At 56.2% G+C, this 13716-nt stretch carries 16 protein-coding genes; 6 read left to right on the top strand and 10 right to left on the bottom strand.

Annotated elements, in window-relative coordinates:
• Positions 1–16 precede the first annotated feature (16 nt).
• Positions 17–547 carry a gamma-glutamylcyclotransferase gene (locus tag C8N30_RS04515; RefSeq protein ID WP_025063311.1) on the bottom strand — a complete coding sequence of 177 codons (531 nt, stop codon included), beginning with the start codon at positions 545–547 and terminating at the stop codon, positions 17–19.
• A 65-nt stretch (positions 548–612) separates the two neighbouring features.
• Here C8N30_RS04515 and C8N30_RS04520 point away from each other — a divergent pair, with 65 nt between their 5' ends.
• A complete protein-coding gene (locus C8N30_RS04520) occupies positions 613–1617 on the top strand; it encodes a DUF2125 domain-containing protein (protein WP_025063312.1) in 1005 nt (334 codons plus the stop codon).
• On the opposite strand, the gene C8N30_RS04525 is transcribed toward C8N30_RS04520, so the two are convergent.
• The 6 genes from C8N30_RS04525 to C8N30_RS04550 all read right to left on the bottom strand — a co-directional run bounded on the left by C8N30_RS04525 (position 1614) and on the right by C8N30_RS04550 (position 7223).
• A complete protein-coding gene (locus C8N30_RS04525; RefSeq protein WP_025063313.1) occupies positions 1614–2366 on the bottom strand; it encodes an extensin-like domain-containing protein in 753 nt (250 codons plus the stop codon). The two genes, C8N30_RS04520 and C8N30_RS04525, sit on opposite strands and share 4 nt — an antisense overlap.
• The gene (locus C8N30_RS04530) at positions 2363–3286 is read right to left on the bottom strand and encodes a prephenate/arogenate dehydrogenase family protein (protein ID WP_025063314.1); all 924 of its coding nucleotides are present in this window, start codon (positions 3284–3286) and stop codon (positions 2363–2365) included. The genes C8N30_RS04525 and C8N30_RS04530 overlap by 4 nt, the downstream gene beginning before the upstream one ends.
• Before the next feature lie 2 nt (positions 3287–3288).
• Positions 3289–4371: a histidinol-phosphate transaminase gene (gene hisC, locus C8N30_RS04535; protein WP_025063315.1), complete on the bottom strand. Its 1083-nt coding sequence runs from the start codon at positions 4369–4371 to the stop codon at positions 3289–3291.
• A 203-nt stretch (positions 4372–4574) separates the two neighbouring features.
• Positions 4575–5195 (bottom strand): 30S ribosomal protein S4, encoded by a 621-nt coding sequence (gene rpsD / locus C8N30_RS04540; RefSeq protein WP_025063316.1) that lies wholly within the window; start codon positions 5193–5195, stop codon positions 4575–4577.
• Between the two features lie 315 nt (positions 5196–5510).
• Complete coding sequence (locus C8N30_RS04545) at positions 5511–6491, bottom strand: sterol desaturase family protein (protein WP_025063317.1); 981 nt, start codon at positions 6489–6491, stop codon at positions 5511–5513.
• Positions 6492–6650: 159 nt separating this feature from the next.
• Positions 6651–7223: a DNA-3-methyladenine glycosylase I gene (locus C8N30_RS04550; protein WP_025063318.1), complete on the bottom strand. Its 573-nt coding sequence runs from the start codon at positions 7221–7223 to the stop codon at positions 6651–6653.
• Between the two features lie 135 nt (positions 7224–7358).
• Between C8N30_RS04550 and C8N30_RS04555 the strand changes: the two genes are divergently transcribed.
• The 5 genes from C8N30_RS04555 (at position 7359) to yddG (ending at position 12456) form a co-directional block, all read left to right on the top strand.
• On the top strand, positions 7359–8201 hold the full coding sequence (locus C8N30_RS04555; RefSeq protein ID WP_025063319.1) for an EAL domain-containing protein: 843 nt from the start codon (positions 7359–7361) through the stop codon (positions 8199–8201).
• A 145-nt stretch (positions 8202–8346) separates the two neighbouring features.
• Positions 8347–9522 (top strand): acetyl-CoA C-acetyltransferase, encoded by a 1176-nt coding sequence (locus C8N30_RS04560; RefSeq protein WP_025063320.1) that lies wholly within the window; start codon positions 8347–8349, stop codon positions 9520–9522.
• A gap of 72 nt (positions 9523–9594) precedes the next feature.
• Positions 9595–10317: an acetoacetyl-CoA reductase gene (gene phbB / locus C8N30_RS04565; protein WP_025063321.1), complete on the top strand. Its 723-nt coding sequence runs from the start codon at positions 9595–9597 to the stop codon at positions 10315–10317.
• Positions 10318–10654: 337 nt separating this feature from the next.
• Positions 10655–11593 carry a transcriptional regulator GcvA gene (gene gcvA / locus C8N30_RS04570; protein WP_025063322.1) on the top strand — a complete coding sequence of 313 codons (939 nt, stop codon included), beginning with the start codon at positions 10655–10657 and terminating at the stop codon, positions 11591–11593.
• On the top strand, positions 11590–12456 hold the full coding sequence (yddG, locus tag C8N30_RS04575) for an aromatic amino acid exporter YddG (RefSeq protein WP_025063323.1): 867 nt from the start codon (positions 11590–11592) through the stop codon (positions 12454–12456). Before gcvA ends, yddG begins: the two co-directional genes overlap by 4 nt.
• On the opposite strand, the gene C8N30_RS04580 is transcribed toward yddG, so the two are convergent.
• From C8N30_RS04580 to C8N30_RS04590, 3 genes are all read right to left on the bottom strand, one after another.
• Positions 12457–12621 carry a YdcH family protein gene (locus tag C8N30_RS04580; RefSeq protein ID WP_084273611.1) on the bottom strand — a complete coding sequence of 55 codons (165 nt, stop codon included), beginning with the start codon at positions 12619–12621 and terminating at the stop codon, positions 12457–12459.
• 109 nt (positions 12622–12730) lie between these two features.
• Positions 12731–13456, bottom strand: coding sequence for a tRNA1(Val) (adenine(37)-N6)-methyltransferase (locus C8N30_RS04585; protein WP_232222835.1), 726 nt, complete (start codon positions 13454–13456; stop codon positions 12731–12733).
• Between the two features lie 11 nt (positions 13457–13467).
• A complete protein-coding gene (locus C8N30_RS04590) occupies positions 13468–13683 on the bottom strand; it encodes a putative signal transducing protein (RefSeq protein ID WP_025063325.1) in 216 nt (71 codons plus the stop codon).
• Positions 13684–13716: the final 33 nt, after the last annotated feature.

Genomic DNA, 13716 nt, shown 5'->3' on the forward strand with positions numbered 1-13716 from the left:
GCGTATTCCAAAGGGTTTATCGGTCGATTTCACGAACCCGTGCCGCCAACCATGCTAAAGCTGGGTCGTGCAAACCCACAGAGGTTAAATGATCGGCGGTATTGTAAAGATATTCAGCATTTGGTCCCCGCCCACCCACGGCTGCTGCCATGATTTGCGCCTGCTCCTCGAGCGGTAGCCCACCACAATACTGCTCATGCGCCTCATCGATCACATAGACAAGGGCAGTCACTTCGCGCCCGTCGGTCAAACGGACGGGCAGTTCCTTTTCTACATAAGCGGAGGAAATAAGTTCTCGCTCTCGTAGATATGCCAGCGTTTTAGTTTCATGCCCCGCAGCCACCCTAAGCGCGACGCCTTCACAGGCCTCGGAGGGTTGTTCATCCAGCGCAAGCACAAGTCCCGGGGCCGCAACAGTTCCACGGTGATGGATCGACCGCATACAAAAAGAGCGGGCATAGCCCGGCAAGGTCCCGATCACACTCTCCACGACTTCGAAACCCGGATTCCAAAGCAAGCTGCCATAGCCGAATACCCACATACTCATCTGGTTCTCCTGTCTTTTGCTAGGTAAACCGCAAAGGTGCGTCATTGAAAAGGGGGGCTTTGCCCATGAGCCGGCTGACTGTGAAATTACTGGCCCTAGCTGTCCTGATCTGGACAACATGGTGGGTCCTCGCGACAAATGGTATGCAAAGAACCCTGAACACATGGTTCGATGCGCGCCAGAACGAAGGCTGGCAAGCTTCAGCAGCCCAAATGAGCCGCGGCGGCTTCCCCCTGCGAATCGCGACCACACTTCGCGATGTATCGCTGGATGATCCCGCCACGCAGTCTTCGCTGCAGCTGCCGGAAATAACGATATCGACACCGATATACTGGCCCGGGCATGCTACCGTTCGCCTGCCTGCCGAACCTGTCACCCTAACGACGCCGCAAGGTATATTGACGCTTACCACAGGTGGGGCCGAAGCGGCATTGCGTCTGCGCCCCGGCACCTCGCTCCAGCTTGAGGGAATGCGCGCGCAAAGCAAAGACATCGCCCTCGACCTTACTGAGGGGCGCGTCGCTGTTATGCAGACGCTGGACGCGGTTATACAGCAGGGTGCAGATCCGCAAACCTACGATGTTGACCTGAACGCCACCGGATTTGCCCCTGGCAGTATTATCCGCGAGGGACTGCGCCTTCCCGCCGCTTGGCCCGATGTGTTCGAAACATTGCTGGCTGATATGACCATCGCGTTTGACCGTCCATGGGACCGCAGCGCGCTGGAGGACAGCCGCCCGCAACCGCGCAGCGTCAAAGTGGATCAACTGGAGGCTAGATGGGCTGATTTGAGCCTGTCGCTGACCGCAAATGTCGTAGTGGCGCAGGGAGGTGCGATGACAGGCACGCTCAAACTACGGGCGGAGAATTGGCAGCGCATGCTTGATCTTGCGGCCGCCAGCGGCGCAGTTCCGTTGCAAATGCGCCCGCAAATCGAGAGCGGACTGAACCTGCTGTCAAACTTGTCAGGCAGCCGCGAGACATTGGATCTGGATATAACCCTCGAAGATGGGCGCATGCGGATGGGGTTCATCCCGCTGGGTACGGCACCATTGTTGATCCTGCGTTAACGGCAATACGTTCCATTTCGGTAGCGGACAGTGTCAAAGTGAAAATGATCCAGATGGAACCGGTTTGCCCGTGGTCCAAGGACAGTCCCGAAAGGCCCACAGGCATCCGCATGCATCTTTTGCATCGCTTTTGCTGTGTTTGCCGCTGCCCAACCATTAAGCACTGAAATTTCGCTGCCATCCGCCAGCTCAAAGCCGGAAATATCAATTGCGCGGCCTGTGCCATGCTCCGATATTTTTCCCGTTTTTGCGTTGTTGCGGCGACGGCATGTATAATGTGCAGCAACCTTAAGCTCCCGCAGGCCGCCGCCTTTGGTCGAGAGAGCGGGCTTTGCGCTGCCGTCCACCCACGACCTCAACGCCTTCGCAGTGTCGCAGTCCATGGTTGATTTCGTACTAAGATTTACGCCCGAAACCGACGAGATGCGCACAGCGTCATCCACACCGCATCCAGCGATTTTTCCATCAATCGTCCCGATGGTTTCGCCCTGAAGGGCGGGGTCCCCACAGACAGAGCCAGCCGCCAGCGCCTTTTGCTGTTGACGCGACGAGCGCCCCGCCAACGGGGAACGGAATATCGGGCGCAGTGATTTTAAAAAACCGCCTTGGGTGTTTTCCTCCGCCGAGCGGTCTATCCTGCTATCTGCTACCATTGCAGGCGCAGGGCGTGCTTCTGGACGGGCCGAAGTATCTGGCCCCGCACACGACAGAGTCGCGATCGCGCAAAAAACAACGACCAGCGGCTTCATTTGCGGGCATTTCCGCCACGGCCAAAATCGGGCGCTTCGGTATCCTGACCTGCCTCGATGATGCCACGCCGGATCGCGCGGGTACGGGTGAAATAATCGTGCAGGTGCGCGCCATCCCCCTGTCGGATCGCCCGCTGCAGCGCGAACAGCTCTTCGGTAAAGCGACCAAGGATTTCCAGCGTCGCGTCCTTGTTACTCAGAAAAACATCGCGCCACATGGTAGGATCGGAAGCAGCAATTCGGGTAAAATCCCGAAAGCCGGCAGCCGAGTATTTTATTACTTCACCGTCTGTCACACGCCCCAGATCATCGGCTACGCCAACCATCGTGTATGCAATAAGATGCGGCGCATGTGATGTAACGGCAAGCACCAGATCATGGTGGTCCGCGTCCATCTCCTCGACGTTTGATCCCATCCCCTCCCACAGGCTGCGCAGTTTCGCGACAGGTTCAGGCGCTGTGCCGCTTGGGGGCACCAGTAGACACCACCTATTGTCAAACAGCTCCGCAAAACCCGAACGCGGTCCGGAATGTTCTGTACCCGCCAAAGGGTGACCGGCAATAAAATGAACGCCTTCTGGGATATGCGGCATCACCTTGTCGATCACATCACGCTTGACCGATCCCACGTCCGTGACTGTCGCACCTGGCTTCACCGCGTCTGCAATTTGCGCCATTACCTCGCCCATGACACCGACAGGGACGCAAAGTACGATCAGATCGGCATCACGCACGGCATCGTTGATGTCATCATAGACAACATCGCACAGGCCAATTTCGCGCGCCGTCCGGCGGGTTTCATCAGAGCGGGCATATCCCGTAATTTCGCCTGCGAGGCCGCCGCGCTTCATCGCCCAGAACATTGATGACGCGATCAGCCCGAGGCCGATCAGCGCGACACGGTCGTATATCTTTGCCATTCTCAGCCTTCCTTGAACTGGCGAACAGCATGGACCACACGGCGGCAACCGCTTTCGTCGCCCACTGTGATCCGCAAGCAGGTGGGCAGCTTGTATCCCGCCACACGGCGCACGATCAGTCCTTTGGATTGCAGATAGGTGTCGCAGGCTTCTGCCTCTTGCTGCGATGAAAACCGCGCAAGGACGAAGTTTGCAAGAGACACATCGGACGGCAGGCCGATTTCGGCCAACCCGTCCGCCAGCCACGTGCGCCAGCGCGCATTCTCAGAACGGCAATGATCGACATAAGCAACATCACGAACGGCTGCCTCTGCGGCGGCAAGAGCTGAATTGCCCAAGTTGAAAGGTCCCCGCACGCGGTTCAACACATCGATTACATGCGCAGGCCCATAGCCCCAGCCGATGCGCAGCCCTCCCAGCCCGTAAATCTTGGAAAATGTGCGGGTCATAACGACATTCTGACGCGAATCCACCAATGCAGCACCACCGTCATATCCTTCGACATATTCCGCATAAGCCCCGTCAAGTACTAGCAGCGCCTTGGGGGGCAGAGCATCCGCCAGCCGCGCAATGTCGCCAAGCCCGATCATGGTTCCGGTGGGGTTGTTGGGATTGGCCAAAAACACCAACCGGGTCTTGTCTGTGCAAGCAGCAAGGATCGCATCGACGTCTGTGACCCGCTCATGCTCGCACACCTCTACGGGTGTAGCACCCGCAACCAGTGCAGAAATCCGGTACATTGCAAACCCGTGTTCGGTATGGATCACTTCGGTGTTTGGCCCTGCATAGGCCTGACACAAAAAGGTAATGATCTCGTCCGAGCCCGCACCACAGATTATCCGCGCCGGATCAAGGGCATAAACCTCTGCAATCGCGCCGCGCAACTCCGCGTGGTCCGAGCTGGGATAGCGGTGCAATTGGCGCCCTGCTGTCTCATAGGCCTTAAGCGCAGCGGGCGACGGTCCAAAAGGGTTCTCGTTCGAGCTTAGCTTGAGCGCGTTATCTTGCCCTGCGATATGGGAGGCCCCACCTTGATACAGGGCAACATCCATAATTCCGGGTTGGGGCGTGATAATTTGTGTCATGTCAGGTCAGGACTCTTTCATTTGCTCACGGCCTTTTAGCGCTTCAAACCTGCCACAGCCACCCGAGATTTGCATATGTGCGCCGTGTGGCACCAAATGCCGCGCTTTCCTACAAAAAACGCCCCGCCGGTAAACCGGCAGGGCGAATTTCAAATAGCAAAGTGATGACAGCAAAGCCAACGTATCGGCTCAAGCGCCACAGCTTAGTTTTTGGCGTAGAATTCCACGACCAGGTTTGGTTCCATTACAACAGGGTATGGCACGTCGCCCAGCGCAGGTGTGCGCACGAACGTTGCTGTCATTTTGGAGTGATCCACGTCGAGGTAGTCAGGCACGTCACGCTCGGAGAGTTGTGTCGCTTCGATCAACGCGACCATCTGCTTGGAACGGTCACGCACTTCGATCACATCACCCTCTTTTACGCGGTAGGAAGGAATGTTAACCAGCTTGCCGTTCACGCGGACGTGGCGGTGGTTCACGAACTGGCGCGCAGCAAATACGGTTGCAACGAACTTGGCACGATACACAACCGCGTCAAGGCGACGCTCGAGCAGACCAATCAGGTTCTCACCTGTATCGCCTTTTACACGCTCGGCTTCGCCGTAAATGCGGCGGAACTGCTTTTCGGTCAGGTCGCCGTAGTAACCCTTGAGCTTCTGCTTGGCACGCAGCTGGATACCGAAATCGGAAATCTTGCCCTTGCGGCGCTGACCGTGCTGGCCGGGGCCATATTCACGACGGTTTACTGGTGACTTTGGACGGCCCCAGATGTTTTCGCCCATGCGGCGGTCAATTTTGTGCTTGGCAGCGGTGCGTTTTGTCACGGCTGTTCTCCTTTTTGTGGCCTCCCGCAAAATTGCGTATGAGGCAGTAAAGGGCGTTGTCCTCTGAGCGAATGCTCCGACAGGGATCCTCTTGCGAGGTCCACCAACACCAACAGATGCGCGCTTACAGTGATATGATACGGGGAGTCAATGCATCAGGTTGGACAACGCAGCAATCGGGGCGCGCCTCCCTGCTTCCGCAGTCGTGACATGTCAAAGCATCCAATGCCCGCTATCTATGTCTTGCCTCGAAAGGCAGTTGGACCGTGCCGTGGATTGGCTGTGCAGGCTCCATTGACCCCACGAAGCGTATTCCTAGCTTCCCATCATCCGTTTACGTCGTTCTTTCATCAGCGCATCCGCTCTGCTGGTACCGTCGTGGAATGACCCGAACAGTTTGTCCCAGGGAATTTCAAGCGAGCCGTAATTACACTCGAAATATCTGTGATGCATCTGGTGATGAAAGGTGCCCAGCGCCAGCCGCTTCTTGTCCTTGACGACCAAACCCTCAAATCCGGTATGTGTCGTGACAGCGGTCAGCGCGTAGTATTGCAGGTGGAAAAGGATGTGCACAGGGTGAGCGGCCACCACCCAATGGATTAAGACAGACCCGAGGAAGATCACATGTTCAACCGGATGCATCGACAAGCCCGACCAAGGCCCGACATTTATATTACGATGATGCAGGGCGTGAATATGTTTATAGAAAAACGGAATGTGCAGAAAACGGTGTATCCAATAGAAGTAAAAGCTTTCCCAGACCGGAATGGCCCAAAACATCACCACGAACCACACAGGATGCGCCGCCCATGTAAGCAACGGCGCATACCCGTTCGCCAGCGCCCAAAACATTAGCACCTCGTATGTGGTCCAAACCGTTACACCGCTGGCCAGCGTCCAGAAAACATTATCTTTGATTTGACCGCCCAACGTAAACTGGCGACCATTCTTCATCAGCGGGCGTGGGTCATACCGCAGCTCTTTGCCCTGTTTTGTGAAAGAGTAGAAATACAAGTGCAGTCCGCCCGCTACCGCAGTCATCAACAACAGGTTCCGAAGATACATCTCGGCTATCCACCCAAACGCAAGTGTTTGCGTTTCCCCCAGAGGCGGCTGGAACCAATAGAACGAGGCAAACGCAATCGCCACGATGATGAGCTTTTCAGTGATCAGAAACCACGAATTCCACACCCAAGAAAGCATTTCCAAAGGACGCAGCGGCCAAGTGAAAAAAGGTGAAATCCTAAGCGGGACGGCTGGAACATGATTCCAACCCTTTAGCGGCTCGTTGTCCATCTCGACTATCTTCTCCCAAGAAGTATGCTGAAGACTGGCAGAAAGGCCGCATGATAGAAAATGAATTTTGCCTCCCGTCACAACTTGTTTGACTGGGTGCTATCCAATCATACTCAGTGACGTCGCGCATTTCACGCAAACGCCCCTTCCTGCCCCCCCCTAATCCCGCTGCAGCCGCGCACAAAAGTCGTGCCTATGGCATCCAACCAGATGATCATTCACCAGCCCGCATGCCTCCATCCATGCATATACGATAGTAGGGCCGCAAAACTTGAAGCCAGCTTTCTTCAAGTCCTTACTCACCTGCTCGGACAGTGCAGTTTTGGGCGGCACATCCGCCTGCCGCTCGAAACGGTTTTGCAAGGGCGCTCCGCCAACGCGGTCCCACATAAAGCTGTCAAAACCGCCTTCCTCCTCCATTTCAAGCCACGCTTGCGCGTTGGTAATTGTCGCCTCAATCTTTCCTCGGTGGCGGATGATCCCTGAGTTGCTTAATAGACGCTGCACATCCTGCTCGCTCCATCGGGCAATGACGTGTGGGTCAAAGCCTTCGAACGCGGTACGAAACGCATCCCGCTTTTTCAGTATCGTTATCCAGCTGAGCCCGGCTTGAAATCCGTCCAGAACCAGCTTTTCCCACAGCGCGCGGCTGTCGTACTCAGGTACGCCCCATTCTGTGTCGTGATAGTCAATGTAGATTTGTTCAGGCCCAGCCCATTCACACCGCGTCATGTCCAGCCTCCGTAATCTTAAACTCTGCTTTACTACATTTCGCACAAAACAAAGCCTTTAACATCTTTTTAGCCGCTCTTGCCCAATGTCCCTCTCACGGTCGGCATCAGGACACACGATAAAGAGGATACTCCCGTGAAAGGCATCACACGTCGCAAAATCGCCAGCGCAAACGGTGGCTCTCTCAGCCCGCTTGATTTTGCCATTTCTCAGGGCAAGCTAAGCACTTTGGATATGGTAAAAGAGGCGATTGCCCACAACCAGACCATGCTGGCCTTCCAGCCGGTGATCCGCAGCGACGAGATGGGGCAAACAGGATTTTACGAAGGCTTGATCCGTGTTCTTGATCCCACAGGACGTGTCATTCCCGCGGGGGAGTTTATGAGCAAAATCGAGGATACAGAAACAGGGCGGGAGATAGACGTGCTGGCGCTCCGTCATGGGCTCAGCAGCCTCAAAAGTAATGGAAGCCTGAGGCTGTCGATAAATATGTCAGCACGCTCGATCGGCTACAAACCATGGATGAACTGCCTTAATCGGTTCTTGAACGAATCCCCCGCGCTAGGGGAGAGGCTCATCCTTGAAATCTCAGAAAATTCTGCGATGCTCGTGCCGGAATTGGTCATTGATTTCATCGCTCGCCTGCAGCCGCGAGGCATTTGCTTTGCCATGGATAATTTCGGTTCCGGCCACATGGCGATCCGCTACTTCAGAGACTTTGACTTTGATATTCTTAAAATTGACGGTCAGTTCATGCGTGGCATCTCAACCAGTCCCGACAATCAGGCTGTTGTGCGCGCTCTTTTCGGTATTGCGCAACAATTCGAGATGCTCACCGTAGCCGAATGCATCGAGACAACAGAAGATGCCATGACCGCAAGAAATATTGGCATCGACTGCTTGCAGGGATACTACTTTTCGGCCCCCACAACACGTCCAGACTGGGCCCACGATGCAGCTAACTACAAAAGCGCGTAAGAATGTAGCCCGAAAACGGGTCTTCTTGCCGCGCCGCGCCCCTTGCGATAACCTCTAAGACAAGGTGAGGAAATGACTGCGCGATCCCTCGTGCTCCAGTCGGTAAACCGCCTCGCCACGCGTCATATCAAGAGGACCGCATTCCATGACCAATGTTGTTATCGCCTCCGCCGCCCGCACTGCCGTCGGCAGCTTCGGCGGCTCGTTTGCCAATACACCAGCCCATGATCTGGGCGCTGCCATGCTGAAAGAAATCGTGGCGCGTGCAGGTGTCGACCCGTCAGAAGTCTCCGAAACAATCCTCGGCCAGGTCCTCACTGCGGCACAGGGCCAAAACCCTGCCCGTCAGGCCCATGTCAATGCGGGCCTTCCAATCGAATCCTCGGCATGGTCGATCAACCAGGTTTGTGGCTCCGGCCTGCGTGCCGTAGCCCTCGCAGCGCAGCATATCCAGCTAGGCGATGCCGATATAGTTGCCGCAGGAGGTCAGGAAAACATGACAATGTCGCCGCACGCACAAAACATGCGCGCAGGCCAGAAAATGGGCGATATGCAGCTCATTGATACCATGATCAAAGACGGACTTTGGGATGCGTTCAACGGATATCACATGGGCCAGACGGCCGAAAATGTCGCCGGCAAATGGCAGATCACCCGCGACGAGCAGGACGAGTTTGCCGTAGGTTCCCAGAACAAGGCCGAAGCAGCCCAGAAGGAGGGTCGCTTTAAGGACGAAATTTTTGCATTTACCGTCCCGGGCCGGAAGGGCGACACCATTGTGGACGCAGACGAATATATTCGCCACGGCGCCACGATGGACGCGATGGCTAAATTGCGCCCCGCGTTCACAAAAGACGGGTCCGTCACGGCGGCGAATGCCTCCGGCCTGAATGATGGCGCCGCCGGTGCCCTGTTGATGAGTGCGGAAAATGCTGAAAAGCGCGGCATCGAGCCTCTCGCGCGGATCGCCTCCTATGCAACAGCAGGCCTTGACCCTTCAATCATGGGCGCAGGACCAATCTATGCCTCGCGCAAAGCGCTCGAAAAAGCAGGCTGGACCGCAGCAGATCTGGACCTTGTCGAAGCAAACGAGGCCTTTGCTGCACAAGCATGCGCGGTGAATAAAGAGATGGGCTGGGATCCCGCAATTGTAAACGTCAACGGCGGAGCCATTGCGATTGGCCACCCCATCGGGGCTTCTGGCGCGCGGGTTTTGAACACGCTGTTGTTTGAAATGAAGCGGCGCGGCGCGAAAAAAGGTCTGGCAACTTTGTGTATTGGCGGTGGCATGGGTGTTGCCATGTGCCTGGAACGGCCTTAAACAAATCGGGCGCGCAATATAATTGCGCGCCTACGCTTAACAGAGCAACAACATTACTTTTGGGAGAATCATATGTCGCGTGTCGCACTTGTAACCGGAGGCAGCCGCGGGATCGGCGCCGCTATTTCAAAAGAACTCAAAGACAAGGGCTACACCGTCGCCGCGACATACGCAGGCAATGACGACGCCGCGAGCGCGTTTACTGCAGAAACGGGCATCAAGACCTACAAATGGAATGTCGCCGATTATGACAGCTCAAAAGAGGGCATTGCGAAGGTCGAAGCAGAGCTTGGCCCGATCGAAATTATCGTAGCCAATGCCGGCATTACCCGTGATGCCCCATTCCATAAAATGACGCCTGACCAATGGAATGAAGTGATCGGCACCAACCTTACAGGTGTATTCAACACGATCCATCCGATTTGGCCCGGCATGCGCGAACGTAAATTCGGTCGGATTGTCGTTATCTCCTCGATCAACGGCCAGAAGGGTCAGTTCGCTCAGGTAAATTATGCCGCCACAAAGGCTGGCGATCTTGGCATCGTGAAATCACTGGCCCAAGAAGGCGCACACGCAAATATCACGGCGAATGCGATCTGCCCCGGCTATATCGGAACTGATATGGTAATGGCAGTGCCCGAAAAGGTGCGTGAAGGCATCATTGCACAAATCCCTGCCGGCCGCCTGGGCGAGCCAGAGGAAATTGCGCGGGCCGTATCGTTCCTCGTCTCCGATGACGCGGGCTTCATAAACGGCTCTACGATTTCTGCAAATGGTGCGCAGTTCTTCGTTTAATGGCGCGATGACACTCCGCAACAGGGCTGAAAAAACTGGGGCCGGTGGATCACTCCACCGGCCCCACGGCGCTATGCGCACCAGCATTCAAAACGCCGGTAAAAAGCCCTAGCTGCGCAGCCATGCCCAGAAATCTGCAATCATACGACCACGCGCAATATGGGCGGAATTCATTGCGGCACGGGCGGCGGGATTCGTGGTTGCTTCAAACATATTCTGGCTCCTGATTGATCAATATTGGATCAAGACAACTTTGTTGCTCCCAGTATCGCCTTTTGCCTCACCCGCGACAAACGAGACTTTTCAACCTTTCAGTTAAGGTATACTTAACTGAAGCATGACGAACAGGTTACCGCCACTCACGGCTTTACGCGCTTTTGACGCCGCTGCGCGCCATTTGTCGTTCGCGCAAGCCGCAGCCGAGCTGAATGTCACGCCCGCAGCCCTGTCATTTCAGATCAAATCTCTTGAAGAGCATCTTGGCGCACCGCTCTTTCGCCGCCTCAACCGCGCAGTCGAGTTGACCGAAGCTGGAGCCGCGTTGTCTCATGGTGCAGCCGAGGGTTTCCAGACACTGGCCACAGCATGGCGCGCCGCGTTGCGCACACAGGACACTCAAACCCTGACTGTCACAGCTGGCCCTGCGTTCACAGCGAAATGGCTGGCGCCGCGTCTGTATGAATTTGCGCAGACCCATCCAGAAATTGAATTACGATTTGCCGCAGCTCTCCACCGGATGGATCTGATGCGAGACAATGTAGACGTTGCGATCCGCTTTGGTACAGGGCCCTCCCCTGACCTTTATACGCTGCCGCTGGCTGAAGAATGGGTGATGCCCGTCATGACGCCCGCAATCGCCGCGCAATTCCCAACCGTAGAGAGCCTGCACAACGCTCCGATCATCTTTGACGATTCGATTAACTTCCTCGACACACCCGTGACATGGGCGGATTGGTTCGCAGCCATGAACGCCCCATTCATCCCTACGCTGGGGCCGCGCTTTTCCCAATCCGATCACGCTCTCGATGCGGCACTGGCCGGGGTGGGAATTGTGATGGGGCGGCGCGCTCTTGTCGTCAAGGATCTTGCCGAAGGGCGACTGGTCGCGCCCTTCCCGACTGCCTTGCCAACTGGAGCACGCTTCAGTTTCCTCTGCCTCAAAGGAATGGAAACGCGCCCACAAATTGCCGCGTTCCGCGATTGGATGCTCGAAGAGATCGAAAAAACCGCTCATATCACCGAAAATCTCAACCTGTTGGAGTTTTCCGCCCGATGAGCCGCACAAAAGCAACTGCAACAGGGTTTATCGCAGTGCTGCTCTGGGCGTTGTTGGCACTGTTCACTGTTGGATCAGCTCCTACCCCTCCGTTGCTGCTCAATACACTCAGTTTCGGCATCGGCGGCACTGTCGGCCTGTTGTGGGCTTGGCAAACTGGCAGCTTCGGCCTGATGCGGCAGGTTCCCATGCGTGTCTATATCTTTGGCGCGTTGGGCCTGTTTTGTTATCATCTTCTGTACTTCTCTGCGCTCCGCCTTGCTCCAGCGGCCGAGGCGGGACTTATCGCCTATCTCTGGCCTCTGTTGATCGTTGTGTTTTCGGGCTTCCTCCCTTCCGAGAAGTTACGCGCAGGCCATATCATAGGCGCGCTACTGGGGCTCACAGGGGCCTCCCTCATCATTCTGCGTGGTGAAGCAAGTATGAGCGGTGATCACCTTTCGGGCTATATTCTGGCCCTGCTCGCCGCTTTTACATGGGCCGGCTATTCCGTCCTATCACGACTGGTAGGCACCGCCCCCACGGCCAGCGTCGCGGTGTTCTGCCTTACCACCTCTGCACTGTCCCTACCGCTGCACCTGACGTTCGAGGAACCACTTCTACCCGACACACTGCTCGGCTGGGCAAGCATTGCAGGGCTCGGGCTTGGCCCTGTTGGGTTGGCATTTTATGTCTGGGATATCGGGTGCAAGCGTGGTGACATTCAGGTCTTTGGCGCGAGTTCGTATGCGGCGCCCCTTCTATCTACTGTCGCCTTGATTGTGGCGGGCTTTGCCGCGCCCAGCATGACACTGCTCTGGGCAGGGCTGCTGATCACTGGCGGCGCGGTTGTTGCAGCGCGCGCCAGCTTTTCTCAAAAGTGATTATTCGGACAGACGGCTGATTTCTTCTTTCAGTCGCATCTTTTGTTTCTTCAAATCGGCCACTTTGAGGCCGTCAATGCCGGGCGCACGTTGGGCGGATTCGATCGCCTCACCCATGTCACGGTGCTTTTTCTTCAACGTCTCAAGATGTGCGTTTAGGGACATACTTCCTCCAGTTGTTAAAAGTGCAATTTCACTCAAGCATGCCCCTGATTAGAAGTCACGCCGCCCCGCAGCATAACGCCAATAGTGGTAAAAATTTGCTTAACACCGCTCAAAAATCAAGCGCAGCCCCTGCACGCAAGGCGGCGCGCACTTTTGGGGTATACTGATCACCGTCGATATGCAGGTCGCCGCAGTGCAGAATAAGGGGAGTGTGCAAGCGGAAATCCGCCCTTCCTGATTTTCGGGCCCGCAGAATGATCCTCTCCGCGCCGCGCCCCTCACGCGCAGCAATCGGCAATACCTCAATGCTACCCATGTCGCGTGGCAACGCGGCCAGCAACTCGGGCAAACGCTCGGCGCGGTGAATGAGGTGCAGCATACCTTTTGGGGCAAGCCGTTTGGCCGCTGTTTGCACCCAAAGATACAGCGGTGTCTGCTCGCCCAAGGCCGCCTCCCGCAGGGTGTCGCCCGTCGCAACAGAGGCCAGCCGCCGCCAGTAGGGTGGATTGGCGAGAACATGGTCAAATTGTCGCTCTCGGACTGTCAAAGGCAAGGCTGCAAGGTCGGCCTCCACAACCTCCAGACTGCTGCCGCCGTTGCGCATTGCCAAACCGGCATACACGGCCTCACGCTCTACACCGGTGAGAACCAGTCCCTCCACACGCGCGCCGAGGCACAGAATCGCAGCGCCGACACCACAACCGAGTTCAAGTACACGCTGGCCGGAAACCGCAGGAATACTGGCCGCAAGCAGTACAGGATCGACGCCAGCGCGGTATCCTGTGCGCGGTTGCCATAGATGCACCAGACCGCCAAGGAATGCATCGTAGGTCAAATCGACTTCACTCACAGGCCCAGCGGGATCTCGTTGTCGCGCATCACGCGCACCGCATCTTCATGATCGTCTGTCCGCACCATGAGGCGGCGCGGGAAAATTCCGATGCCACCTTCGAGGATGCTCATATTTACGTCCATCTGAAAACAGTCTATGTCCTCCCCCTGCAACAGAGCTTGGGCAAAGGCCATGATCGTAGGGTCGGTGCTGCGCAAAAGTTCTTTCATGGCAGTGATGTAATCCGGGGCCAGTGGCCTTGT

Source organism: Sulfitobacter guttiformis, from assembly GCF_003610455.1.
In the GTDB taxonomy this organism is placed as follows: Bacteria; Pseudomonadota; Alphaproteobacteria; order Rhodobacterales; family Rhodobacteraceae; genus Sulfitobacter; species Sulfitobacter guttiformis.

What these genes read in the sequence shown, in the direction of transcription:
- C8N30_RS04515 (WP_025063311.1), bottom strand. Translation starts at nt 547, where the DNA reads ATGAGTATGTGGGTATTCGGCTATGGCAGCTTGCTTTGGAATCCGGGT.
- C8N30_RS04520 (WP_025063312.1), top strand. Translation starts at nt 613, where the DNA reads ATGAGCCGGCTGACTGTGAAATTACTGGCCCTAGCTGTCCTGATCTGG.
- C8N30_RS04525 (WP_025063313.1), bottom strand. Translation starts at nt 2,366, where the DNA reads ATGAAGCCGCTGGTCGTTGTTTTTTGCGCGATCGCGACTCTGTCGTGT.
- C8N30_RS04530 (WP_025063314.1), bottom strand. Translation starts at nt 3,286, where the DNA reads ATGGCAAAGATATACGACCGTGTCGCGCTGATCGGCCTCGGGCTGATC.
- hisC (WP_025063315.1), bottom strand. Translation starts at nt 4,371, where the DNA reads ATGACACAAATTATCACGCCCCAACCCGGAATTATGGATGTTGCCCTG.
- C8N30_RS04545 (WP_025063317.1), bottom strand. Translation starts at nt 6,491, where the DNA reads ATGGACAACGAGCCGCTAAAGGGTTGGAATCATGTTCCAGCCGTCCCG.
- C8N30_RS04550 (WP_025063318.1), bottom strand. Translation starts at nt 7,223, where the DNA reads ATGACGCGGTGTGAATGGGCTGGGCCTGAACAAATCTACATTGACTAT.
- C8N30_RS04560 (WP_025063320.1), top strand. Translation starts at nt 8,347, where the DNA reads ATGACCAATGTTGTTATCGCCTCCGCCGCCCGCACTGCCGTCGGCAGC.
- phbB (WP_025063321.1), top strand. Translation starts at nt 9,595, where the DNA reads ATGTCGCGTGTCGCACTTGTAACCGGAGGCAGCCGCGGGATCGGCGCC.
- gcvA (WP_025063322.1), top strand. Translation starts at nt 10,655, where the DNA reads ATGACGAACAGGTTACCGCCACTCACGGCTTTACGCGCTTTTGACGCC.
- yddG (WP_025063323.1), top strand. Translation starts at nt 11,590, where the DNA reads ATGAGCCGCACAAAAGCAACTGCAACAGGGTTTATCGCAGTGCTGCTC.
- C8N30_RS04580 (WP_084273611.1), bottom strand. Translation starts at nt 12,621, where the DNA reads ATGTCCCTAAACGCACATCTTGAGACGTTGAAGAAAAAGCACCGTGAC.
- C8N30_RS04590 (WP_025063325.1), bottom strand. Translation starts at nt 13,683, where the DNA reads ATGAAAGAACTTTTGCGCAGCACCGACCCTACGATCATGGCCTTTGCC.